Source organism: Bacillus sp. L_1B0_5 (assembly GCF_000836715.1).
GTDB lineage: Bacteria > Bacillota > Bacilli > Bacillales > Bacillaceae_G > Bacillus_A > Bacillus_A thuringiensis_S.
This window is the reverse complement of the sequence record NZ_JXIS01000024.1, coordinates 46,797-68,970: the sequence shown is the minus strand read 5'-3', so window position 1 is coordinate 68,970 and position 22,174 is coordinate 46,797. Positions and strand designations below refer to the sequence as shown.

Sequence of the window (22,174 nt, the reverse complement as noted above, 5' to 3'; positions counted from 1 at the left end):
ATACTTTGCTCAATATTTCACAAAGTATCCATGGTTTCTATCGTGAGAACCTCTATAATTAAGAGTGTAAAGAACAAAAGAAATAGATTATATGATCACTTAGGAGAGATTGCTATGAAAAGACATACAAGAAAAATTGCAATTATCGGTACTGGATTAGTTGGATCAAGTTGTGCGTATTCCATTGTAAATCAAGGAATTTGCGAAGAACTATTATTAATTGATATAAATCATGAACGTGCAGTTGGGGAAGCAATGGATTTATCACATTGCATTAACTTTACAAATACAAGAACAAAAGTATATGCAGGAAGCTATGAAGACTGCAAAGATATGGACATTGTCATTATTACTGCAGGACCAGCACCAAAACCTGGACAAAGTCGCTTAGATACTTTAGGAGCGAGTGCGAAGATTATGGAAAGTGTTGTTGGCGGCGTAATGGCAAGTGGATTTGATGGTATTTTCTTACTCGCATCGAACCCAGTTGATATTATCACATATGAAGTATGGAAATTATCTGGATTACCTAGAAATCGCGTAATCGGTACAGGAACATCATTAGATTCTTCTCGCCTAAGAACAATTTTATCTGAAATGTTACATGTAGATCCTCGTAGTATTCATGGGTATTCATTAGGAGAACATGGTGATTCTCAAATGGTTGCTTGGTCTCATGTAACTGTTGGTGGAAAGCCAATTCTGCAAATTTTAGAAGAACAAAAAGAACGATTTGGTGAAATAGATTTAGATGAAATCGTTGAGAAGACTGCAAAAGCCGGATGGGAAATTTATAAACGTAAAGGAACTACTTATTACGGAATCGGAAATTCTCTAGCATATATTGCAAGCTCAATCTTTAATGATGATCACCGTGTCATTGCTGTATCAGCTATTTTAGATGGTGAGTACGGTGAATATGATATTTGTACAGGAGTACCAGCTATTATTACTAGAGACGGTATAAGAGAAATTGTAGAACTCAATTTAACAGAGGATGAAGAATCTCGATTCGCAAAATCAAACGATATTTTACGTGATTATATGAAAACAATTGGTTACTAACTTATAGGAGAAGGTGAAACAAATGAAGGAATATATAATGTCTCGTGTATTTAAAGCATCTGCTGGTATCGCACAAGGTATTTTCGTATCCCTCGGAATTGGTTTACTAATCGAAAATATAGGAAGAATTGTTGATATTCCGTTGCTTATTACAATTGGAGTTGTTGCAAAATCACTAATGGCACCAGCGATTGGTGCAGGAATTGCTTTTATGCTCGGTGCAAATGGTCTTGTAATCTTCTCGGCTATGGTGGCTGGAGCAATTGGTGCCGGATCCATTTCAATTACTGAAGCTGGTCTAATTATTAAAACAGGTGAGCCAATCGGTGCTTTATTAACAGCAACTTTAGCTGTATATATTGGTAAACGTTTAAGCGGAAAAACTGCTTTAGATATGATGCTCGTTCCATTTGCGGCCATATTAGGTTCTGGTTTAGTTGGTATTTGGTTATCTCATAATATTACTCCTGTTTTAAATGCAGTTGGAGCGTTCATTAAAGATAGCTCAGCTGGTAGCCCATTCATCGCTTCTATCGTCATTGCAGTAGTTTGGGGACTATTACTTATCTCGCCAGCTTCATCAGCTGCGTTAGCGATCGCACTTAGCTTAGACGGTGTTGCAGGTGGTGCAGCTCTTGCCGGATGCGTCGCTCAGTTTATCGGATTCTCTGTCATATCAGCGAAAGAAAACAATTTAGGTGGCATATTAGCTCAAGCTCTTTGTACTCCGAAAGTACAGTTGCCAAATATCACTAAAAATCCAATGATTCTCGTCCCAACTGTCGTCGCCAGTGCTATAGTCGGTCCGGTATCCGCATTAATTTTCCAACTGGAAGCAGGAAAAGAAATTGCAGGTCTTGGATTAAGTTCTCTTATCGCACCAATTAATTTAATTTCCAGCGAAGGATGGGAAGTTGTCCCGGCGATGGTAATTACTTATATCGTCATTCCAGTAGCTGTTTCTTATATACTTTACATTGCTCTTAAAAAAGCAGGTCGTATTCATTCTGGTGATATGACTGTACCGCAATCTTAAATTGAAAATCTCCTTAATAATAGATAAAAGCAGACTGAGAAGCCACAGTCTGCTTTTTTATGTTACATTTTATGATTTTGTTTTACTGGAACACGTACTGTTTCTTTTGCTAATAAAAGTTGAACACCGAAGTAAAGTATGCTTGCAAGTGTCATTCCAGAAACGGCATCTACAAAGGCATGTTGCTTCGTAAATAGCGTTGATAAAATAATAAGTGTACCGAAGAAAGTAAGGATGTAATATTCAAAAGCATGTTGTTCTCTACGCTTAAAGGCAGCTAACATAATTACAAATGTAGTAAGAACGTGAATGCTAGGGAAACAGTTTACCGGTTGATCGATACTATAAATATAGCGAACTAGTTCAGAAAATACATCTGTTCCAACGACAGTCGGACGCGGTACAGTTGTTTGCCAAAAATAATAAATAGAAAAACAAGCAAGCTTTCCAAAAATAACACTACTTAAAGTGACATAATATTGCTTTCGGTCAGCGAAGCAGTAATAAATAAGTGCACCGTATAAGTATGGAAACCAAAGTAAATAAGGAATAATAAATGCTTTTACAAATGGAATCCAATCATCTACTACAGTTGTAACGTCTACTGCGTGAACAGTTGTTTTATTTAATACATCGTAAAGGGGACTTACGAGTACGAGTAGAAGTATATAACTTAACGGAAGAAAAGATGAAAGTTTAAATTTCTTCATGTTGATCTCCTATGTTTAGTAATGTAAGTAAATTCAATTGATTATAATATAGAAACGTGAATTGGGCTATCGATTTTACTTACATTTTCTTGAATTAACCTTACGTTTTTGTCACTTGACTAAAAAGAAGGGGGAGGGTGCTAAATGAAGCGTTTATCATATTTTTTAGTTTTTATATTGTTATGCCTAGTAGGTGCTGGGTGTGCAAAGAATAACGAAGGAGAAAAATTAGAATATAACGGAAGAGCACTCGTAATTGGAGTTGTTGGAGAAAAGCCGAAAGATACGTTTAGGAATGTAAAGTTTGAAAGTATAAAGTTAGAAGAAATGCAGGAGAAATCAGCAAAAGTTGATGGTTTTTTCGTTATGAAAGAATACTTTAAAGAGGCATCAAAGGAGCAGTATACGGACTTATTTTTATCGTTAAAGAAGCCGGTATTTTTTATTGGTTTGCAAGATAGACCGTATTTAATTTTTACTAACAAGGATTTAGATTATGATAATACCCCAAAGGATAAAACGATGACGTATACGCAAGGGTTTGTAAATATGGGGAACCCTGAAGGTCAATATTGGGGTATGGGATTATATAATGATACTGTTTCCGATCGAAATATTCATAATATGTATATAGTAGTATTTCAAACCATTTCGGATTACTTAAGTCGATGATGAAGGAGCCTGTAAAAAAGGCTTCTTATTTTTTTAAAATAAACGTTTGTTTAAGCTGTATGTTCGGTAGAAAGAAACTCATGTAGTTCAAAGGTTAAGAAAGAAAAATAAGAAATTAATCAAACGTTTGTTTAAGCTGTATGCTCGGTAGGAAGAAACCGATGCAGCTCAAGGGTTAACAAAGAAAAATGGAGAATTAATCAAACGTTTGTTTAAGCTGTATGTTCGGTAGAAAGAAACTCATGTAGTTCAAAGGTTAAGAAAGAAAAATAAGAAATTAATCAAACGCTTGTTTAAGATATATGTTTGGTGCAGAATTTTAAAAAATTTATATATTTATTTTTTTCTTAACAAATGGCGGAAAAATAAGAAAAATTCGCAGGATTATTAAAAATTATCACGAAATAAGTAAAAGTTTAGCGAATAATGGTTTGAAATAATAAAACGTTTTCTATATGATAAAGGTAAAGGTTAGTAAAAAAGTAGGTGAATTTATGACAGTAACATTTTATTCATATCCAAAGTGTGGCACATGTCAAAAGGCAAAGAAATGGTTTGAGGCAAACGATGTAGCATATGAGATGATTCATATTGTTGAAAATCCACCATCAAAAGAAGATTTACGTAATTTACATGAAAAAAGTGAATTACCATTAAAAAAATTCTTTAATACAAGTGGAATGCGTTACCGTGAACTTGGTCTAAAAGATAAGTTGAAAGATGCAAGCGAAGACGAAATGTATGAGCTTTTAGCATCTGATGGCATGTTGATCAAACGTCCAATTGTAACAGATGGAACGAATGTAACACTTGGTTTTAACGAAGAGCAGTTTGAAAGTGTGTGGAAAAAGTACCAATAAGGTATTTTTACATAATTAATACATTCACTGGAGGTACAGTCATGAGCATTCCAAATAATTTACGTTACTCTGAAGAACACGAATGGGTAAAAACTGAAGGTAATGAAGTTGTTATCGGTATTACTCACTTTGCACAAGGTGAGCTAGGCGATATCGTATTCGTTGAACTTCCTGAAGTAGGTGCAACAATCGAAGCTGACGAGCCATTCGGAAGCGTAGAATCTGTTAAAACAGTTTCTGAGTTATACGCACCTGTAAGCGGTAAAGTTGTAGCAGTAAACGAAGAATTAAGTGACCAACCAGAACTTGTTAACGAATCTCCATACGAGGGTGCATGGATGGTTAAAGTTGAACTTTCTGATGCAAGCCAAGTTGAGAAGTTATTAACTGCAGAAAAATATGCAGAAATGACAAACCAAGACTAATTATAGTCGACTAAAGGACAGCCTTTGTGCTGTCCTTTTTTATTTTGTGTAAAATAATGAATGTAGAATCATATACTAATTATCGTGTAGGAGAACGTTTTTTGAAAAAACTTTTTTGTTTAATCTTTATGCAGGTCTAGCCGCTTTTGTTTTTCGTTGTCTAGCTTTTCACGTCTAAGAATCTTCTGCACAAGAAGACAAAAAAGCGTTTTCTGTGCGAAAGAACTTTAGCCAAAAGGAATAAAAAGTTGGGCATTTCACTCCTTCACTTGAGGCGAAAAGAGCCTTGAGTGAAGGAGTTCGGGTACATTCTTGTTCTAAACGAGCCGCTTCCGCTTTTCATTGTCTAGCTCCACCTCCTAGCCCTTCATGTCTAAGAACCTTCCGCACGGGAAGAAAAAAAGCGTCTTCTGTACGGAAGAACCTTAGCCAACAGGGCTAAACAGTCGCTTCCGCTTTTCTTTTGCAAAAATAAACAGGAAACAACATGAAAATAACGAATATACTATATACTAAGTTCAAGGTTATATAGTATATGGTGATCGGGTGATGACATATGATTTATGTAGAAAAAGTCATTATTGTAGAAGGTACATCAGATAGAAGAAAGATTGAATCTATTATTCGTGAACCAGTGGAAATTGTTTGTACAAATGGTACAATTGGTTTGTCGAAAATGGATGAGCTCGTTGATCAGTTTTTTGATAAGGAAGTGTATGTGCTAGTGGATGCTGATGATGCTGGAGAAAAGTTAAGGAAACAATTTCGAAAAGAATTTCCGCAAGCCGAGCATATCTATATTGATCGCTCGTACCGAGAAGTGGCAACTGCGCCATCTACACACTTAGCAAATGTATTATGGGGAGCCGACATTGACGTTTATACAGAATATTTACGGTAAGGAATGATAGAAGTGATTGATTGGACAGGAGCCGAAGCTACAGCCCTAATAGATAACGAAGAAAAAACAGTGTTATATGTATATACTCCAATGTGTGGAACATGCCAATTAGCAAAAAAGATGTTAACAGTCGTTGAGATGACAATTGAAGGCCTCAAAATTGGGATGTTAGATTTAAATTATGCTCCGCATTTAGCGAAAGAGTATGGGATTGAAAGTGTACCTTGTTTACTTGTTTTTGAAAATGGGACACTGATGAAGAAGATATATGCATTTCATTCGGTTGAATATTTATATACGGAATTAAAGTAGGCGGCAAAATTTTTGCCGCCTCGACATATTTCTTGGGAAATATGTCGAGATGCAGGATGGATACAGTATTTGTCGAGCGAAAATAACAGGATTGCTCTTTAGTGAGAGGGAATGGTATGTAATAGAAAGTGATATGAAGGATGTGATTTAGGGTGAGATTATATTCTTTGCTTCAATCATTTGTAAATTACGCTAATGGTCAATATCATTTAGAACCGCTTTTAAGACGAGAGGAAAAAACTGTTAATTTCCGTTTTAGAGATGAAAGTTGTTCGTTACAAATTTCAAGAGATTATATAGAGCTGCTACATGAGGAAAGAGGAACGGAACAAATCATTTGCTTAGATGAAAAAGATATAGAGCAATTGGTGAATGGAAATGTACGATTGCAAATGTTAATGAACGATGGGCGTGTACAATATTCGGGAACGTACCGAACGATGTTATTAGTTGAATCAATGTTTCATATATGTAAACCGATGTCAGTAGGTGCTTAAAATTCTGAAGTTTCATTTTTTACGAAAATTTCTGTTGACATGGTAAGTGTATATTGATACAATTCAAGTCATAAAATATAGACAATTTCATAAATTTCAAATCAGACGAAAATTGAATCTGATTTCTCTTATCAAGAGAGGTGGAGGGACTGTGCCCTGTGAAGCCCGGCAACCGTCAACTTATGTTGAAATGGTGCCAATTCCTGCAAAGCGAATGCTTTGAGAGATGAGAGAGAGGGATAATGTTGTTATATACGCATATAAACCTTTCTGCTTCTCTAAAGCGGAAAGGTTTTTTGTTGTTTGAATGTGGAGGACATTCAAATAATAAAAGTAGTGATAGCGGTGGACTACACGCATCAAAAATAAAAAAATGCGGAGTCTATCTAAACAAAAAAGGGGTGAACATCATGATTCTATTAGAGAATGTAAGGAAAATATATAAGGCGAAAAGCGGTGATGTCACTGCTGTAGATAACGCCAATTTAAAAATAGAAAAAGGCGAAATATTTGGTGTTATCGGATATAGCGGCGCTGGGAAAAGTTCTTTAATCAGATTGTTTAATCAGTTAGAGAAACCGACTTCTGGCCAAATTACAATTGCGAATCGTGTTATATCAGCAATTACAGGAAGTGAACTTCGTAAGGCAAGGCAAGAAATCGGAATGATTTTTCAGCACTTTAACTTACTTTGGTCACGAACTGTACGTGAAAATATAGAGTTTCCACTTGAAATTGCAGGTGTTGATAAAACGAAGAGAAGAAAACGTGTTAATGAATTAATTCATCTTGTTGGATTAGAAGGAAGAGGAGACGCGTACCCATCTCAGCTGAGCGGGGGACAAAAACAACGCGTTGGGATTGCAAGAGCATTAGCTAACAACCCACAAGTACTTTTATGTGATGAAGCAACGTCGGCTCTTGATCCAGAAACGACAGATCAAATTTTGGATTTACTATTAGACATTAATAAGCGCCTTGGTTTAACAATTGTACTCATTACACATGAGATGCACGTAATTCGAAAGATTTGTAATCGAGTGGCGGTAATGGAGAGAGGAAAGATTGTAGAAACGGGTCCAGTACTTGATGTATTCCGTAATCCGAAGCAAGATATTACGAAACGATTTGTACAGCAGTTAACAGATTCTGAAGATACAAATGAAACGATTGAAAGTTTAATTGAAAAATATCCAGATGGAAAAGTGATTCGTTTGCAGTTTATCGGTGAGGCTGTAGAAAGACCGGTGCTTCAACGATTAATGCAACGTAGTGATATAGAAGTTAGCATTTTGCAAGGAAATATCGCACAAACGAATAACGGTTCTTACGGTAGTTTAGTTGTTCATTTAAATGGTGAGGAAACAGCGATCCAGCAAGCAATAGAAGGAATTCATCAAGATCAAGTAGAGCTGGAGGTGATTGCACATGGATAAGTTACTCGCAAATGTTGATTGGAATCAAATGTTAGAAGCAACTGGTGAAACGTTATATATGACGGCAATCGCAGCTCTTGCGACATTTGTTTTAGGACTAATTTTAGGATTGTTACTTTTCATGACAGCAAAAGATAATTTATGGGAAAACAAATCAATTAATACGGTGATTGGAGCATTCGTAAATATATTCCGTTCTATACCGTTCATCATTTTAATTATTTTATTAATCCCATTCACAAAGATTCTTCTTGGAACAATTCTTGGAGCAAGTGCAGCGCTGCCGGCTTTAATTATTGGAGCGGCACCATTCTACGCGAGAATGGTTGAAATCGCACTTCGCGAAATTGATAAAGGTGTAATTGAAGCTTCAAAAGCAATGGGAGCAAAAACAAGCACAATTATTTTAAAAGTATTGATTCCAGAATCGTTACCAGCATTAGTATCTGGTATTACGGTTACGACAATTGCTTTAGTAGGCTATACAGCAATGGCGGGAGTTGTTGGTGCTGGTGGCCTTGGGACACTTGCTTACTTAGAAGGATTCCAGAGAGGGAATAACGATGTAACAATTGTTGCGACAATTTGTGTATTACTAGTTGTATTTTTAATTCAGTGGATTGGTGATAGTTTAACGACTCGAATAGATAAACGATAATAAAAAACGGGAGGATGTTTCAAATGAAAAAATTATTACTTACGGCACTTATTTCAACTTCAATTTTTGGTTTAGCTGCTTGTGGCGGGAAAGATAAAGATGAAAAGAAACTTGTTGTTGGTGCTTCTAACGTACCTCACGCTGTTATTTTAGAAAAGGCAAAACCGTTACTTGAGAAAAAAGGAATCGAGTTAGAAATTAAAAAATTCCAAGACTACGTATTACCAAATAAATCGTTAGCGGATAAAGATTTAGATGCAAACTACTTCCAGCACATTCCGTATTTAGAAAAAGAAATTAAAGATAAAAAATATGATTTTGAAATAGCAGGAAAAATTCATTTAGAACCGATTGGTGTATATTCTCAAAAATATAAGAGCTTAAAAGAGCTTCCAGATGGTGCAACAATTATTATGAGTAATTCAGTTGCTGACCATGGACGTGGTTTAGCGATTTTACAAAAAGAAGGCATTTTAAAAATTAAAGACGGAGTAGATCCAGTTAAAGCAACTCCAAAAGATATTGCAGATAATCCGAAAAATCTAAAATTCAAAACGGATATCGAGCCTGGTTTATTGCCACAAGTGTATAACAATAAAGAAGGCGATGCTGTTTTAATTAACTCTAACTATGCAATTGATGCAAAGTTAAATCCGGAAAAAGATGCAATTGCAATTGAAGGAAATGATTCACCGTACGCAAACATAGTAGCTGTTCGTAAAGGCGATAAAGATAAGAAAGAGATTAAAGCTCTTGTGGAAGTATTACATTCTAAAGAAATTGAAGACTTCATTAATAAAGAATATAAAGGGGCAGTTGTTCCTGTAAAAGAATAATTGCTGAAAAGGGCTGGTCTGATGCCAGCTCTTTTTCATAACTACATAACTATTGGGGAGAAGGGGACATCATATGAAAAAGATTCTATTGTCAGTTGTTACAGCGCTGTCTGTATTTACATTAGCTGCTTGCGGAGGGAAAGAGGAGAATAAGCTTGTTGTTGGAGCTTCTAACGTGCCGCACGCTGTTATTTTAGAAAAGGCACAGCCGATATTAGAGAAAAAGGGTATTAAATTAGAAATTAAAAAATTCCAAGATTATGTGTTGCCGAATAAAGCGTTAGCGGATAAGGAAATTGATGCGAACTACTTCCAACACATTCCTTACTTAGATAAAGAAATCCAAGAAAAAGGATATAAAATTGTAAACGCAGGAAAAATCCATTTAGAGCCAATGGGCATTTATTCTAAGAAATATAAAAGCTTAAAAGACTTACCAGATGGCGGGACAGTGATTATGAGTAATAACGTAGCGGAGCGTGGCCGTATGTTAGCATTGTTACAAAAAGGCGGCGTGATTAAGCTTAAAGATGGTGTAGATGTGGTTAAGGCGACAGTAAAAGATGTAGTCGAAAATCCGAAAAACTTAAAATTTAAAACAGATGTTGAACCTGGACTTTCACCGAAGTTGTATGAAAATAATGAGGGAGATGCTTTATTCATTAATTCGAACTATGCAATTGATGCGAAGTTAAATCCAACAAAGGATGCAATTGCGATTGAAGGATCAGACTCTCCGTACGCAAATATTATTGCAGTTCGTAAAGGTGACGAGAAGAAAAAAGAAATTAAAGAATTAGTAGAAGTACTGCATTCAAAAGAAATTCAAGACTTTATTAATAAAGAATATAAAGGTGCTGTACTTCCGGTAAGTGAATAAATATGAGGAAAGGACTGGAAAATTACCAGTCCTTTTTTCTTTATATAAATAAGAAGAAAGGTGTATCATATAAGGATGCAAGGGAAATACTTATATACATTTGTGAAAAAATTGTTACTTTTTTTCGTCGTTTGCGATATCATTTTATTTGATATAAGATTAGAATGAGAATAAAATGAGAATATGAACGTTTTAGGAATTTTTAAAATGTATATATAGGATTAATGGAGGTATTGAGATGGCTGGTTCTACATTAACGGTTAAAGACTTACACGTATCAATTGATGGCAAAGAAATTTTAAAAGGTGTAAACCTTGAAGTAAAAGGTGGAGAAATCCACGCAATTATGGGACCTAACGGAACAGGTAAATCAACTTTATCTTCTGCGATTATGGGTCACCCAAAGTATGAAGTAACAGAAGGTAGCATCATCATCGACGGTGAAGATGTATTAGAAATGGAAGTAGACGAGCGCGCACAAGCAGGTCTATTCCTAGCAATGCAATATCCAAGTGAAATTAGCGGAGTAACAAACGCTGACTTCTTACGTTCTGCAATTAACGCACGTCGTGAAGAAGGCGATGAAATTTCTCTTATGAAATTTATCCGTACATTAGATAAAAACATGGAATTCCTAGAAATGGATCCAGAAATGGCACAACGTTACTTAAACGAAGGTTTCTCTGGTGGAGAGAAAAAACGTAACGAAATTCTTCAATTAATGATGATTGAGCCAAAAATCGCAATCTTAGATGAAATCGACTCAGGTCTTGATATCGATGCATTAAAAGTTGTATCTAAAGGTATTAACCAAATGCGCGGCGAAGAGTTCGGTTGCCTAATGATTACGCATTACCAACGTTTATTAAACTACATCACTCCAGACTTCGTTCACGTTATGATGAACGGTCGTATCGTTAAATCTGGTGGCCCTGAGCTTGCACAACGTCTAGAAGCTGAAGGTTACGACTGGATTAAAAAAGAATTAGGTATTGAAGACGAAACAACAGAGCAAGAAGCGTAAGAGAGGAGCATAAACATGACAATCGGTACATTACCTTTCGATCAAGAAACAATCCGTCAACGCGCAAGCGAAGTAAACGAAGCTGCTTGGTTGACTGAGTTCCGCTTACAAGCTCTTGCACAAGCAACAGAACTTCCAATGCCAACGCCTGATAAAACGAAAATTGAAAAATGGGACTTTATCGGAAAAGGCGACGCTGCTAAGCAAGAGCCTGTAAGTTCTTTAACAGAGCTTCCAGAAGCAGTGAAAAACTTAATCGATGAAAATAACAGCGTATTAGTGCAACGTACTGGTACAACTGCGTTCGTTTCTTTAGCAGACGAAGCAAAAGACAAAGGTGTTATTTTCACAGATATCGTAACAGCTGCAACAGAGCATGCTGAACTACTACAAAAGTATTTAATGAAAGACGGCGTGAAAGTAGACGAGCATCGTCTAACTGCACTTCATGCTGCATTAATCAACGGCGGTGCATTCGTATATGTTCCGAAAAACGTTGTTCTTGAAACTCCACTTCAAGCTGTATTCTTAGTAGACGGCGAAGAAGCTAACGTATATAACCACGTATTATTCGTAGCTGATGCGAACAGTACTGCAACTTATGTAGAAAACTATGTTGCAAATGAAAATGCTAAAGGTATTGCAAATATCGTAGCAGAAGTAATCGTGGAACAAGGCGCACAAGTGAAATTCGGTGCGGTTGATCTATTAGCAAAAGACGTAACAACTTACGTTAACCGCCGCGGTGTTGTTGGACGCGACGGCCGTATTGATTGGGCTCTAGGCCTTATGAATGACGGAAACACAATTTCAGAGAACGTTACGAACTTAATGGGCGACGGTTCATATGCTGATACGAAAACAGTAACAATTGGCCGTGGTAACCAAACACAAAACTTTACAACTAAAGTTGTTCACTTCGGTAAACACTCTGAAGGTTGGATTTTAAAACACGGTGTACAAAAAGATAGTGCAACATCTATCTTTAATGGAATTGGTAAGATTGAACACGGTGCATCTAAATCAAATGCACAACAATCTTCTCGCGTTCTTATGTTAGATGAGAAAGCTCGCGGTGATGCGAACCCAATTCTTTTAATTGACGAAGATGATGTAATGGCAGGTCACGCAGCTTCAGTAGGCCGCGTAGATCCGTACCAATTATACTACTTGATGAGCCGTGGTATTCCAAAACGCGAAGCAGAACGTTTAGTCATCCATGGATTCTTAGCACCTGTAGTTAATGAGCTTCCAATTGAAGGAGTAAAAGCACAGCTTGTTGAGGTAATTGAAAGGAAAGTTCGCTAATGAATATTCATGAAATACGCAAACAGTTTCCAATTCTTGATCAAAAAGTGAACGGCAAACAACTTGTTTATTTCGATAGTGCAGCAACTTCTCAAAAACCAATTCAAGTCATTGAAACGTTAGAACGTTACTATAAAGAATATAATTCTAACGTGCATCGCGGTGTTCATACGCTCGGTACGAAAGCTACCGACGCGTATGAAGGTGCACGTGAGAAAGTTCGCAAGTTTATTAACGCGAAATCAATGGAAGAGATTATTTTCACGCGCGGAACGACAACTGCATTAAATACAGTAGCGGCTAGCTATGGCCTTGAAAATGTAAAAGAAGGCGATGAAATCGTTATTTCTTACATGGAACACCATAGTAACATCATTCCGTGGCAACAAGTTGCGAAGAAAACTGGCGCAACTTTGAAATACCTTCCGCTTCAACCAGACGGTACAATTTCTTTAGAAGATGTTCGTCAAACTGTTACACCGAATACAAAAATCGTTTCTATTATGCAAGTATCAAACGTACTTGGAACGATTAACCCTGTAAAAGAAATCGGAGCAATCGCACACGAAAACGGAGCAATTATGGTCGTTGATGGTGCACAAAGTACACCTCACATGAAAGTGGATGTACAAGATTTAAACTGTGATTTCTACGCATTATCTGCTCATAAGATGTGCGGACCTACAGGTATCGGCGTATTATATGGTAAGAAAGAATTGCTAAACAATATGGAGCCAATTGAATTTGGTGGTGAAATGATTGATTTCGTAGATTTACAAGAATCTACTTGGAAAGAGCTTCCGTGGAAGTTTGAAGCGGGTACACCGATTATCGGTAATGCAATCGGACTTGGTGCGGCAATTGATTTCCTAGAAGAAATCGGTCTTGATAATATTGAAAAGCATGAGCATGAATTAGCGCAATACGCTTTAGAAAGACTATCAGAAGTAGATGGCGTTACAATTTATGGTCCAAAGCATCGCGCTGGTCTTGTTACATTTAATATTGAAGACGTACATCCTCACGATGTAGCGACTGTATTAGATGTAGAAGGCATTGCAGTTCGCGCAGGACATCACTGTGCACAACCGCTTATGAAGTGGCTAAAAGCTTCTTCAACAGCACGTGCGAGCTTCTATTTATATAATACAAAAGAAGAAATTGATACATTTGTTGAATCGCTAATCAAGACAAAGGAGTATTTCACAAATGTCATTTAATAATTTAGATACGTTATATCGTCAAGTTATTATGGATCATTACAAAAATCCTCGTAACCATGGCGTGTTAGAAGATAGTGTTACCGTTAACTTGAACAATCCAACTTGCGGCGATCGTATTCAACTTACGATGAAAGTAGAAGAAGGTATTGTGCAAGAGGCGAAGTTTGAAGGCGAAGGATGTTCAATCTCAATGTCTTCAGCTTCAATGATGACACAAGCAGTAAAAGGTAAGAAAATTGAAGAAGCACTTCAGCTTTCGAAAATTTTCTCTGACATGATGCTAGGAAAAGAGTACGATGACAGCATCGATTTAGGAGATATTGAAGCATTACAAGGCGTATGCAAGTTCCCTGCACGTATTAAATGTGCAACATTAGCGTGGAAAGCGTTAGAAAAGGGCTTAAACGAAGATAAGTAATGTTAAAGGTTCCTAAAAATGAGGTTATCTAAGGAGGGACACACCAACATGGCGAAGCAACTGCCAGATATCGGCGATTACAAATATGGTTTCAAAGACAAAGACGTTTCGATTTTCCGTGCTGGACGCGGTTTAACAAAAGAGATCGTTGAAGAGATTTCACGTATGAAAGAAGAACCACAGTGGATGTTAGACTTCCGTTTAAAATCACTGGATAAGTTCTATGAAATGCCAATGCCACAATGGGGCGGCGACTTAAACGACTTAGATTTCGATGAAATTACGTACTACGTAAAACCATCTGAGAAATCTGAGAAGTCTTGGGATGAAGTACCTGATGAAATTAAAGCAACATTTGATAAATTAGGTATTCCAGAAGCTGAGCAAAAATATTTAGCTGGTGTATCTGCACAGTACGAATCTGAAGTTGTATACCACAACATGAAAGAAGACCTAGAAGCTCTAGGAATCGTCTTCAAAGATACAGATAGCGCATTAAAAGAGAACGAAGATATTTTCCGTGAGCATTTCGGAAAAGTAATCCCACCAACAGACAACAAATTCTCTGCATTAAACTCTGCAGTTTGGTCTGGTGGATCATTCATCTACGTTCCAAAAGGTATTAAAGTTGATACACCACTTCAAGCGTATTTCCGTATTAACTCTGAAAATATGGGACAATTCGAGCGTACGCTTATCATCGTAGACGAAGGCGCACACGTACACTACGTAGAAGGTTGTACAGCACCTGTTTACACTACTAACTCACTTCACAGTGCGGTAGTAGAAATCATCATTAAAAAAGATGCGTATTGCCGTTATACAACAATCCAAAACTGGGCGAACAACGTATACAACCTAGTTACAAAACGTGCGGTTTGTGAAGAAAACGCAACGATGGAATGGATTGACGGTAACATCGGATCTAAATTAACGATGAAATACCCAGCAGTTATCTTAAAAGGCGAAGGCGCTCGTGGTTTAACATTATCAATCGCGATTGCTGGTAAAGGCCAACACCAAGATGCTGGTGCGAAAATGATTCACTTAGCACCAAACACGTCTTCAACAATCGTTTCTAAATCGATTGCGAAGCATGGTGGTAAAGTAACTTACCGTGGTATCGTACACTTCGGACCAAAAGCGAAAAACTCTCGCTCTAACATCGAGTGTGACACGTTAATCATGGATAACCAATCTACATCTGATACAATTCCTTACAACGAAATCAAAAACGATTACGTTTCACTTGAGCACGAAGCGAAAGTATCGAAAGTATCAGAAGAACAATTATTCTACCTAATGAGCCGTGGTATTTCTGAGCAAGAAGCTACAGAAATGATCGTAATGGGCTTCATCGAGCCATTCACTCGCGAACTTCCAATGGAATACGCAGTTGAAATGAACCGTCTAATCAAGTTTGAGATGGAAGGTTCTATTGGTTAATATTTAAAAGTGGAAGCGGCTGAACATTCTAGCCGCTGGAACTGGATAATATATGTATGGAGAAAGCGCCCTGCTGTGCAGGGCGCTTTTTTGTTTTGCGGATTTGTCTTGGCTTGGGAGAGGATACCCGGGTGGGTGTTCAGCTAAATATATCAACGATTTTTCAAATATATCGATCATAAACGGGAATATATCAACGATTATTTCAATATATCAACGTTTCGACAAGGAATATCGATTTGTCGACAAGATAAGACAAAAGAAAATCCTCACATACCCCAAACATTTTATAAGAACAGAGAACGACTAGGTTTAAGACAAAGATACTGACAAATCCACTTGAACAACCATCCACTGAATTCTCTATTAAACTTTTTGACAAATCCACCCCTCCCTCCACTATCTGGAATTCTTTCCTGCATTAGCAAAAGTTTCTCATATAAAAAAGGACAATCTTTTGCTTTTTCTCACAATGCGAGTACAATGTAAAATAGCAAGAAAAGACGAAAAGTATTTACAGGATTATTGTGTGCGCATAGCGTAAATGGCAGTAAGGAACTGAGAGGAGGTTTTTTCTCTGAATACAAATAAAGAAACAATCATCCACCTTTATCATACAAACGATATACATAGTCATTTTGAAAATTGGCCGCAAATTTCTCGGTTTGTTCTAGGGGAGAAAAAGCGAAGACAGGAAGCGGGAGAGACTGTTTTGACGGTTGATATCGGCGATCATGTGGATCGTTTTCATAGTATTTCGGAAGCGACAAATGGGCTTGGGAATACGAAGCTTTTAAATGAGGCGTTATATGATTATGTAACAATCGGAAATAATGAAGGCATTACGTTAGCGAAGGAACATTTAAATCGTCTATATGATGATGCTGGATTTGAAGTGCTTGTCGCAAATCTATTTGAAAAAGAAGGTGTACGTCCATCATGGGCAAGGCCTTATAAATTGCATACAACGACGGATGGGGTTACGATCGCTTTTATCGGATTGACGGTAGCTTATCCAGAGTTTTATCATATGCTCGATTGGCATATTGAAGATCCGCTTATCCATTTAGAGTCTATTTTAGAAGAAGTGAAAGATGAGGCGCATATTACAGTTGTCCTATCTCACCTTGGGAAAAGTATGGATGAGTATATGGCGGAGCATTATGATATAGATGTTATTTTAGGTGCGCATACGCATCATTTATTTGAGCGTGGTGTTCTACTGAACAATACTTTACTTTGTTGTTGTGAAAAGTGGGGGCGCTACGTTGGTCACGTGCAGCTTAATGTGGATATAGAGACGAAGAAGCTGTTGAAAAAAGACGGTAGAGCGATTAAGACGGAACGGTTAGGTGCTTATAGCGAACCGTTATCCACAATTGAAATACTGCAGGAAGAAAGTAAGCATATAATGGCAGAGCCTGTCGTTCATTTAAAAGAGTCATTACCGGTTGATTGGTTTCATGAGACGCCGTTTTCTCATATGTTAGCAAGTGCACTGAAAACATGGTGCGGTGCAGAAATTGGAATGGTGAATGCCGGTGTACTTCTTGAAGGATTAGAAGAGGGTGTTGTAACGCGCGGAGATATTCACAGAATTTGTCCACATCCAATTAATCCGTGTGCTTTGAAAGTTCCAGGAAAGATATTAAGAGAAGTTATTTTGAAAGCACGTAAGCCGAATATGGAGAATCTTGAGGTGAAAGGATTCGGATTTCGGGGAAAAGTGATGGGGAAAATGATTTATGCTGGTGTAGAAGTCATTCCAGATACGATTCCTGGCAATAAAATTTTATTAGAAGATGTATTGATTAACGGCGAATCGCTGGAGTTAGATCGTATATATACAGTAGGAACAATTGATATGTTTACGTTTGGATACTTATACCCAGAGCTATCCACACTTTCTGGCAAACAATATTATATGCCAGAACTACTTAGAGATGTGTTAACGGATATGTTAATAACTCATACAACTTCCGTTAAACTATAGGCTAGTTAACTTGTAACACTCATTTTTCTCTTGTCATACAGATAAGAAAGAGAGGAGTGTGAACTATGGTTAATGTGGAGCCAATTATAATTGATAATTATACGTTTATTGCGGTTAGCGTGAAACTTCCAAAGACGAATTTGCTAGCTGTAATGAGCGATAAAGGATATATTATGTGTGGTGCATTAGATGTAGGTCTTTTAAATGAGAAGTTAGGTGATCGGGGAATTATTGCTGGTCGTGCGGTTGGTGTAAGAACGATTGAACAACTTCTTGAAGCGCCACTAGAATCGGTAACGACTGGAGCTGAAGCATTAGGCATTCCAGCAGGAACGATTGGAAAAGAAGCATTATTAAAAATGAGATAAGCATATATCGTCCCTCCTTCTTGCATAGAAATGATATAAGAAGGAGGTTTTTTTATGAGTATATTTCGCTCGAAAAATTCGCGGTTTCGAAGGGGACCTATTGCCTTTCGGTATATACTGCTTATGTCGTTTATTCTTTTTGTTATATTACTTACGCAAGGGTTGTGGATTGTGAATAATAGTATTCAGCCGACCTTAATTAAATATGGGGAAGTAGAGACACATAAAATGGCGACAGCAATTATGACGAAGGCGGTAAAGGATAGAATTAATGAAGGATTCGATGTCGATTCATTAATGAAAGTACAGAATGATAAAAACGGGAAAGTATCCACAATTAATTTAAATACAAAGCAAGTAAATGAAATCGTAACGTCAACGACCACGTACATAGAAAAATATTTGCAGCAAGTAGAACAAGGGAATTTGAAGGAGCTAGGTATTTCAGGAAAAAACGGGGCGACTATGGCAGTGCCTTTTGGGCGTGTAACTGATAATGCGCTTCTTGGTAATATAGGACCAGATATTCCGATTCATTTCACGCCAATTGGGCATGTGAATACAGATATTAAACAAAAAATTGAGCCGCATGGGATTAATACTACAGCGATTCAAATTGTTATGGAAATGGAAGTAACGCTGCAAGTAATTATTCCATTTCATACGAAAGAGATAACTGTGAAACAAAATGTTCCGATTGCGACGCGCATCGTTCAAGGGGAAGTGCCTACGTATTATGGAAGCGGAAGTGTTGCTGTACCTGATAAAAAGAAAACAGATAGTTAGTTGCATATAAAGTGAAACTCGGCTCAGCCTGGCTTTTACTGGATAAAAAATAACCGTAGCAATGCAGCTACGGTTATCTTTTTGTATTTGCTCGTTCTTTGCGTTCCCAAAGGCTTAAATGCATGTATGGATCGAAGGCCCATTCTGTATAGCCATTGTCTTTATATATGCCAAAATGTAAGTGGGGTGGGAATTTTCCGGCTGTACCAGGAGGGCCGTAACCGGTGCTACCAACAAATCCGATTACTTTTCCGGGCTCGACAATTTGTCCAAGCTGTATTTCTTTTGAGAACCCGCCTAAATGAGCGTAATAATGGTAATTGTTATGAAGGTCTCGAATACCAATGCGCCATCCACCAAGGCGGTTCCAGCCTTTTGTTTCAATAATGCCATAGCAAGTCGATCTTACTGGCACGCCATATCCGGCGAAAATATCGGTTCCTTCATGAACTCGTCTGCCGCCAAAACTTCTTCCAGCACCGAAAGTACTACGGTAGCTATGGTCACTACGGATCGGAAGAGGAAAAGCATTTCCTTCTAAATTAATACGTCCATAATGTTTATAAATTTGGGCGTATTCGCTAATTAAATCAACTGTTTTTGCACGTCTATAATATTCCCAGAGCATAATTTTAATACGGTCTTCTGAAGTTCCTTGTTTCCTTAAAATAGTCGCTGCGGTATGCAGAAGATCACGGTCGCTATTTGCATTTGCAAATCCATCTTTGTCACCATCTAAACCTATTCCGCCAAATAGAGAAATTGTATGGGGGAGAGTATCGTTGCTATTAATAGGTCCAGCCCATATTTCTGGTTTGAAATAAAGGGAAATGATGGCATCTGGTTTTTTTGGAATATCTTTTCTTACGCTCCGTATATTTCTTTCATATTGATCCATTGCAGCTAAGTAATACCATGGAATGCCTGAAGACTGCTCGGTTTCTTTATATAGTGCCATGCGCTTTTCATATATGCTTTGCTGATTATCTTCACCGTAAGCGATGTTTTGGTGGAGAAGAAAACAAATAGAAAGCAAAAGAGAAATTTTTCGAAGCATGAAATAGACTCCTTTCACAACATCACTCTTTTTAGTGTGGGATATACGGAGTATTTCATTATAGGGAACGATTGGAAAAAATCTTAGAATCTTCATTTGAGCAAATCGCTTTCATACGTTAGAATAGATATGTTACATTGAAAGAAGCGAACACGGTAAACTATTTCATATTGTGCGGAGTTGATAACCATGACAAAACAAACAGAATATAAGCGCAAGCCCGAATGGTTGAAAATTAAGTTAAACACGAATGAAAACTATACAGGCTTAAAGAAAATGATGCGTTCTAAAAATCTTCATACCGTTTGTGAAGAGGCAAAATGTCCGAATATTCATGAATGCTGGGCTGTAAGAAAAACAGCAACATTTATGATTTTAGGTGCGGTTTGTACACGTGCTTGTCGTTTTTGCGCGGTTAAAACAGGCTTACCAACTGAGCTTGATTTACAAGAGCCAGAACGCGTAGCAGATTCAGTAGTACAAATGGGCTTAAAGCACGTTGTTATAACAGCGGTTGCACGTGATGATTTAAAGGACGGCGGAGCAGCTGTTTTTGCTGAAACAGTACGAGCAGTACGCCGTAAAAACCCATTCACGTCTATCGAAGTATTACCATCTGATATGGCTGGGGTAGAAGAAAACTTAAAAATGTTAATGGATGCAAAACCAGATATTTTAAACCATAACATTGAAACAGTACGTCGATTATCTAACCGAGTTCGCGCTAGAGCAAAATATGATCGTTCATTAGAGTTTTTACGTCGAGCAAAAGAAATGCAGCCTGATATTCCAACTAAATCGAGCATTATGGTCGGCTTAGGTGAAACAAGAGAAGATTTAATTGAAGCAATGGATGACTTACGTGCAAACAATGTGGATATTTTAACTCTTGGACAATATCTACAACCATCTAAGAAGCATTTACCAGTTATTAAATATTATCCACCAGCAGAATTTGCAGAGCTTAAAGAAATTGCACTTAGCAAAGGATTTAGCCACTGTGAAGCTGGCCCACTTGTGCGTTCTTCTTACCATGCGGACGAGCAAGTACGTTCTGCAAAAGAAAAAACAGCAGAAGCTAAATAATGAAAAAAGAGAGCTAACGATTAGCTCTCTTTTTGTTTATACTCTAAAACGGTATTTGTACATGTTAATAAAATCTTTTTTAATTCTTCTGTGGATAATTCAATTGTAAATTCAGGTACACCAGGTGTAATTACAATTTTATCGTACGTATAAACGGAACTGTCCACAATAATTGTTACTTCTTGTGAATAACCAAAAGGAGCTACACATCCTGGAGTACAGCCAGTTTCCATTCTTAGTTCATCAGGGGAACAGAGCGATAAGCGTTCTCCGGTTATTTCTTTCATTTCTCCTCGGTTAAGCCGAGTTCCTTCTAACGTAAAAAACACGTAAAAATTTCCAAATGCTGATTTTAAAAATAAGCTTTTACTTGGAGCACCTTGTAAGCCAAGTCTTTCACGTACAATCCGATCTGTCTCATAATCGAGTACCGGTTCGTGTTCGAATTTTTCATAAGAAACATTTGTTTTATGTAGTAGAGCAAGTACGTCTTCATACATATGAAATAATACCCCTTTCTATTGTTAGAACAGTCTCTTCTCGTGGCGTCAACTGAATGTTTTGGAAAGGGATATTACTTGGACGATGCTTCCCATAAGCGTGTTATGATACATTGTTCGTCGATTGTAATTTCGTAAATATCAGGATTCGTTAAAGTTCTCCATTCATTAAAGCCAATCGTATGATCAAAATGCTTTAAAATGAGCGTAAGTAAATTGCCGTGTGTAACAAGTAGTGTTGTCGTATGGTTTAACTGTAAAACGTCTTGAATAAGCGATATGGCACGGTCTGTTGCTTGTTTTGTTGACTCTCCGCCTGAAAAGGCAATATCTATGTTTGTAAAAGTGGATTCTAGTTTTTGCATCCAATCATCCATTGGAACGTTGCTCAATATGCGTTCAGTTAATCGTTCATCTTCTTGGATAGATAAGTTGGCTTGGAGCGCATAGGGCCGAATGGAATCGATAGCTCGGACAAATGGGCTTGAAATAATATGATCGATTTGTAGAGTATTTTCTAAGAGGAATGTAGCAAGGGTATTTGCTTGGTCTTTTCCATCGGTCGTTAATTCAGCATCACATTCTTGTCCAGTTGCTGAACAATGTCGTATTACAATAATTTTCTTCATAATTCATCCCCATCTTTCAAGTTGACGCTATATACTTCGACAAATGTG

25 protein-coding genes and 1 riboswitch are annotated in these 22,174 nt (G+C 37.3%); of the genes, 21 read left to right on the top strand and 4 right to left on the bottom strand.

Annotation, left to right across the window (positions count from 1 at the left end; translation table 11 throughout):
* Positions 1–1,065: an L-lactate dehydrogenase gene (locus tag RT27_RS07730; RefSeq protein ID WP_224413694.1), complete on the top strand. Its 1,065-nt coding sequence runs from the start codon at positions 1–3 to the stop codon at positions 1,063–1,065.
* A 22-nt stretch (positions 1,066–1,087) separates the two neighbouring features.
* Positions 1,088–2,101 (top strand): PTS sugar transporter subunit IIC, encoded by a 1,014-nt coding sequence (locus RT27_RS07725; protein WP_000666170.1) that lies wholly within the window; start codon positions 1,088–1,090, stop codon positions 2,099–2,101.
* A 62-nt stretch (positions 2,102–2,163) separates the two neighbouring features.
* Here RT27_RS07725 and RT27_RS07720 read toward each other — a convergent pair whose 3' ends face one another.
* Positions 2,164–2,811, bottom strand: coding sequence for a phosphatase PAP2 family protein (locus RT27_RS07720; protein WP_016079828.1), 648 nt, complete (start codon positions 2,809–2,811; stop codon positions 2,164–2,166).
* 144 nt (positions 2,812–2,955) lie between these two features.
* Here RT27_RS07720 and RT27_RS07715 point away from each other — a divergent pair, with 144 nt between their 5' ends.
* The 18 genes from RT27_RS07715 (at position 2,956) to yunB (ending at position 18,854) form a co-directional block, all read left to right on the top strand.
* Complete coding sequence (locus RT27_RS07715; RefSeq protein WP_000826910.1) at positions 2,956–3,483, top strand: hypothetical protein; 528 nt, start codon at positions 2,956–2,958, stop codon at positions 3,481–3,483.
* Positions 3,484–3,977: 494 nt separating this feature from the next.
* Positions 3,978–4,343 carry a Spx/MgsR family RNA polymerase-binding regulatory protein gene (locus RT27_RS07710; RefSeq protein WP_000218968.1) on the top strand — a complete coding sequence of 122 codons (366 nt, stop codon included), beginning with the start codon at positions 3,978–3,980 and terminating at the stop codon, positions 4,341–4,343.
* Between the two features lie 41 nt (positions 4,344–4,384).
* The gene (gene gcvH / locus RT27_RS07705; protein WP_000026896.1) at positions 4,385–4,768 is read left to right on the top strand and encodes a glycine cleavage system protein GcvH; all 384 of its coding nucleotides are present in this window, start codon (positions 4,385–4,387) and stop codon (positions 4,766–4,768) included.
* Positions 4,769–5,324: 556 nt separating this feature from the next.
* Positions 5,325–5,669 carry a toprim domain-containing protein gene (locus RT27_RS07700; protein WP_000640870.1) on the top strand — a complete coding sequence of 115 codons (345 nt, stop codon included), beginning with the start codon at positions 5,325–5,327 and terminating at the stop codon, positions 5,667–5,669.
* A gap of 3 nt (positions 5,670–5,672) precedes the next feature.
* Positions 5,673–5,981, top strand: coding sequence for a thioredoxin family protein (locus tag RT27_RS07695; protein WP_082044861.1), 309 nt, complete (start codon positions 5,673–5,675; stop codon positions 5,979–5,981).
* A gap of 152 nt (positions 5,982–6,133) precedes the next feature.
* Entirely contained in the window at positions 6,134–6,478 is a 345-nt protein-coding gene (locus RT27_RS07690) for a hypothetical protein (protein ID WP_029443533.1), read from the top strand.
* Between the two features lie 125 nt (positions 6,479–6,603).
* Positions 6,604–6,711: riboswitch (SAM riboswitch) on the top strand.
* A 177-nt stretch (positions 6,712–6,888) separates the two neighbouring features.
* A complete protein-coding gene (locus RT27_RS07685) occupies positions 6,889–7,914 on the top strand; it encodes a methionine ABC transporter ATP-binding protein (RefSeq protein ID WP_029443532.1) in 1,026 nt (341 codons plus the stop codon).
* Positions 7,907–8,572, top strand: a complete 666-nt coding sequence (locus RT27_RS07680) for a methionine ABC transporter permease (RefSeq protein ID WP_000359401.1) — start codon at positions 7,907–7,909, stop codon at positions 8,570–8,572. The genes RT27_RS07685 and RT27_RS07680 overlap by 8 nt, the downstream gene beginning before the upstream one ends.
* A 23-nt stretch (positions 8,573–8,595) precedes the next feature.
* Positions 8,596–9,408 carry a methionine ABC transporter substrate-binding lipoprotein MetQ gene (gene metQ, locus RT27_RS07675; protein WP_043935771.1) on the top strand — a complete coding sequence of 271 codons (813 nt, stop codon included), beginning with the start codon at positions 8,596–8,598 and terminating at the stop codon, positions 9,406–9,408.
* Positions 9,409–9,481: 73 nt separating this feature from the next.
* Entirely contained in the window at positions 9,482–10,288 is an 807-nt protein-coding gene (gene metQ / locus RT27_RS07670; protein ID WP_000722401.1) for a methionine ABC transporter substrate-binding lipoprotein MetQ, read from the top strand.
* 238 nt (positions 10,289–10,526) lie between these two features.
* Positions 10,527–11,312 (top strand): Fe-S cluster assembly ATPase SufC, encoded by a 786-nt coding sequence (gene sufC, locus RT27_RS07665; RefSeq protein ID WP_000929163.1) that lies wholly within the window; start codon positions 10,527–10,529, stop codon positions 11,310–11,312.
* 15 nt (positions 11,313–11,327) lie between these two features.
* Positions 11,328–12,620 (top strand): Fe-S cluster assembly protein SufD, encoded by a 1,293-nt coding sequence (gene sufD, locus RT27_RS07660; RefSeq protein ID WP_000152173.1) that lies wholly within the window; start codon positions 11,328–11,330, stop codon positions 12,618–12,620.
* Positions 12,620–13,840 carry a cysteine desulfurase SufS gene (gene sufS / locus RT27_RS07655; RefSeq protein WP_001020767.1) on the top strand — a complete coding sequence of 407 codons (1,221 nt, stop codon included), beginning with the start codon at positions 12,620–12,622 and terminating at the stop codon, positions 13,838–13,840. The genes sufD and sufS overlap by 1 nt, the downstream gene beginning before the upstream one ends.
* Positions 13,830–14,261 carry a Fe-S cluster assembly sulfur transfer protein SufU gene (gene sufU / locus RT27_RS07650; protein WP_000009523.1) on the top strand — a complete coding sequence of 144 codons (432 nt, stop codon included), beginning with the start codon at positions 13,830–13,832 and terminating at the stop codon, positions 14,259–14,261. Before sufS ends, sufU begins: the two co-directional genes overlap by 11 nt.
* A gap of 48 nt (positions 14,262–14,309) precedes the next feature.
* The gene (sufB, locus tag RT27_RS07645; protein ID WP_001118824.1) at positions 14,310–15,707 is read left to right on the top strand and encodes a Fe-S cluster assembly protein SufB; all 1,398 of its coding nucleotides are present in this window, start codon (positions 14,310–14,312) and stop codon (positions 15,705–15,707) included.
* Positions 15,708–16,284: 577 nt separating this feature from the next.
* Positions 16,285–17,700, top strand: coding sequence for a bifunctional UDP-sugar hydrolase/5'-nucleotidase (locus RT27_RS07640; protein WP_276577470.1), 1,416 nt, complete (start codon positions 16,285–16,287; stop codon positions 17,698–17,700).
* Positions 17,701–17,765: 65 nt separating this feature from the next.
* On the top strand, positions 17,766–18,068 hold the full coding sequence (locus RT27_RS07635; protein ID WP_000248466.1) for a DUF1805 domain-containing protein: 303 nt from the start codon (positions 17,766–17,768) through the stop codon (positions 18,066–18,068).
* Positions 18,069–18,122: 54 nt separating this feature from the next.
* Positions 18,123–18,854 carry a sporulation protein YunB gene (gene yunB / locus RT27_RS07630; RefSeq protein ID WP_043935769.1) on the top strand — a complete coding sequence of 244 codons (732 nt, stop codon included), beginning with the start codon at positions 18,123–18,125 and terminating at the stop codon, positions 18,852–18,854.
* A gap of 73 nt (positions 18,855–18,927) precedes the next feature.
* Here yunB and RT27_RS07625 read toward each other — a convergent pair whose 3' ends face one another.
* Positions 18,928–19,911: a M23 family metallopeptidase gene (locus RT27_RS07625; protein WP_016079836.1), complete on the bottom strand. Its 984-nt coding sequence runs from the start codon at positions 19,909–19,911 to the stop codon at positions 18,928–18,930.
* Positions 19,912–20,100: 189 nt separating this feature from the next.
* Between RT27_RS07625 and lipA the strand changes: the two genes are divergently transcribed.
* The gene (gene lipA, locus RT27_RS07620; protein ID WP_000166367.1) at positions 20,101–20,997 is read left to right on the top strand and encodes a lipoyl synthase; all 897 of its coding nucleotides are present in this window, start codon (positions 20,101–20,103) and stop codon (positions 20,995–20,997) included.
* A 20-nt stretch (positions 20,998–21,017) separates the two neighbouring features.
* On the opposite strand, the gene RT27_RS07615 is transcribed toward lipA, so the two are convergent.
* Together RT27_RS07615 and RT27_RS07610 are read right to left on the bottom strand one after the other, a co-directional pair.
* Positions 21,018–21,497 carry a YbaK/EbsC family protein gene (locus tag RT27_RS07615; RefSeq protein WP_043935768.1) on the bottom strand — a complete coding sequence of 160 codons (480 nt, stop codon included), beginning with the start codon at positions 21,495–21,497 and terminating at the stop codon, positions 21,018–21,020.
* Between the two features lie 74 nt (positions 21,498–21,571).
* Positions 21,572–22,126 carry a histidine phosphatase family protein gene (locus tag RT27_RS07610; RefSeq protein WP_029443527.1) on the bottom strand — a complete coding sequence of 185 codons (555 nt, stop codon included), beginning with the start codon at positions 22,124–22,126 and terminating at the stop codon, positions 21,572–21,574.
* Positions 22,127–22,174 lie beyond the last annotated feature (48 nt).

What these genes read in the sequence shown, in the direction of transcription:
- RT27_RS07725 (WP_000666170.1), top strand. Translation starts at nt 1,088, where the DNA reads ATGAAGGAATATATAATGTCTCGTGTATTTAAAGCATCTGCTGGTATC.
- RT27_RS07720 (WP_016079828.1), bottom strand. Translation starts at nt 2,811, where the DNA reads ATGAAGAAATTTAAACTTTCATCTTTTCTTCCGTTAAGTTATATACTT.
- RT27_RS07715 (WP_000826910.1), top strand. Translation starts at nt 2,956, where the DNA reads ATGAAGCGTTTATCATATTTTTTAGTTTTTATATTGTTATGCCTAGTA.
- RT27_RS07710 (WP_000218968.1), top strand. Translation starts at nt 3,978, where the DNA reads ATGACAGTAACATTTTATTCATATCCAAAGTGTGGCACATGTCAAAAG.
- gcvH (WP_000026896.1), top strand. Translation starts at nt 4,385, where the DNA reads ATGAGCATTCCAAATAATTTACGTTACTCTGAAGAACACGAATGGGTA.
- RT27_RS07700 (WP_000640870.1), top strand. Translation starts at nt 5,325, where the DNA reads ATGATTTATGTAGAAAAAGTCATTATTGTAGAAGGTACATCAGATAGA.
- RT27_RS07695 (WP_082044861.1), top strand. Translation starts at nt 5,673, where the DNA reads ATGATAGAAGTGATTGATTGGACAGGAGCCGAAGCTACAGCCCTAATA.
- RT27_RS07685 (WP_029443532.1), top strand. Translation starts at nt 6,889, where the DNA reads ATGATTCTATTAGAGAATGTAAGGAAAATATATAAGGCGAAAAGCGGT.
- RT27_RS07680 (WP_000359401.1), top strand. Translation starts at nt 7,907, where the DNA reads ATGGATAAGTTACTCGCAAATGTTGATTGGAATCAAATGTTAGAAGCA.
- metQ (WP_043935771.1), top strand. Translation starts at nt 8,596, where the DNA reads ATGAAAAAATTATTACTTACGGCACTTATTTCAACTTCAATTTTTGGT.
- metQ (WP_000722401.1), top strand. Translation starts at nt 9,482, where the DNA reads ATGAAAAAGATTCTATTGTCAGTTGTTACAGCGCTGTCTGTATTTACA.
- sufC (WP_000929163.1), top strand. Translation starts at nt 10,527, where the DNA reads ATGGCTGGTTCTACATTAACGGTTAAAGACTTACACGTATCAATTGAT.
- sufD (WP_000152173.1), top strand. Translation starts at nt 11,328, where the DNA reads ATGACAATCGGTACATTACCTTTCGATCAAGAAACAATCCGTCAACGC.
- sufS (WP_001020767.1), top strand. Translation starts at nt 12,620, where the DNA reads ATGAATATTCATGAAATACGCAAACAGTTTCCAATTCTTGATCAAAAA.
- sufU (WP_000009523.1), top strand. Translation starts at nt 13,830, where the DNA reads ATGTCATTTAATAATTTAGATACGTTATATCGTCAAGTTATTATGGAT.
- sufB (WP_001118824.1), top strand. Translation starts at nt 14,310, where the DNA reads ATGGCGAAGCAACTGCCAGATATCGGCGATTACAAATATGGTTTCAAA.
- RT27_RS07635 (WP_000248466.1), top strand. Translation starts at nt 17,766, where the DNA reads ATGGTTAATGTGGAGCCAATTATAATTGATAATTATACGTTTATTGCG.
- yunB (WP_043935769.1), top strand. Translation starts at nt 18,123, where the DNA reads ATGAGTATATTTCGCTCGAAAAATTCGCGGTTTCGAAGGGGACCTATT.
- RT27_RS07625 (WP_016079836.1), bottom strand. Translation starts at nt 19,911, where the DNA reads ATGCTTCGAAAAATTTCTCTTTTGCTTTCTATTTGTTTTCTTCTCCAC.
- lipA (WP_000166367.1), top strand. Translation starts at nt 20,101, where the DNA reads ATGACAAAACAAACAGAATATAAGCGCAAGCCCGAATGGTTGAAAATT.
- RT27_RS07615 (WP_043935768.1), bottom strand. Translation starts at nt 21,497, where the DNA reads ATGTATGAAGACGTACTTGCTCTACTACATAAAACAAATGTTTCTTAT.
- RT27_RS07610 (WP_029443527.1), bottom strand. Translation starts at nt 22,126, where the DNA reads ATGAAGAAAATTATTGTAATACGACATTGTTCAGCAACTGGACAAGAA.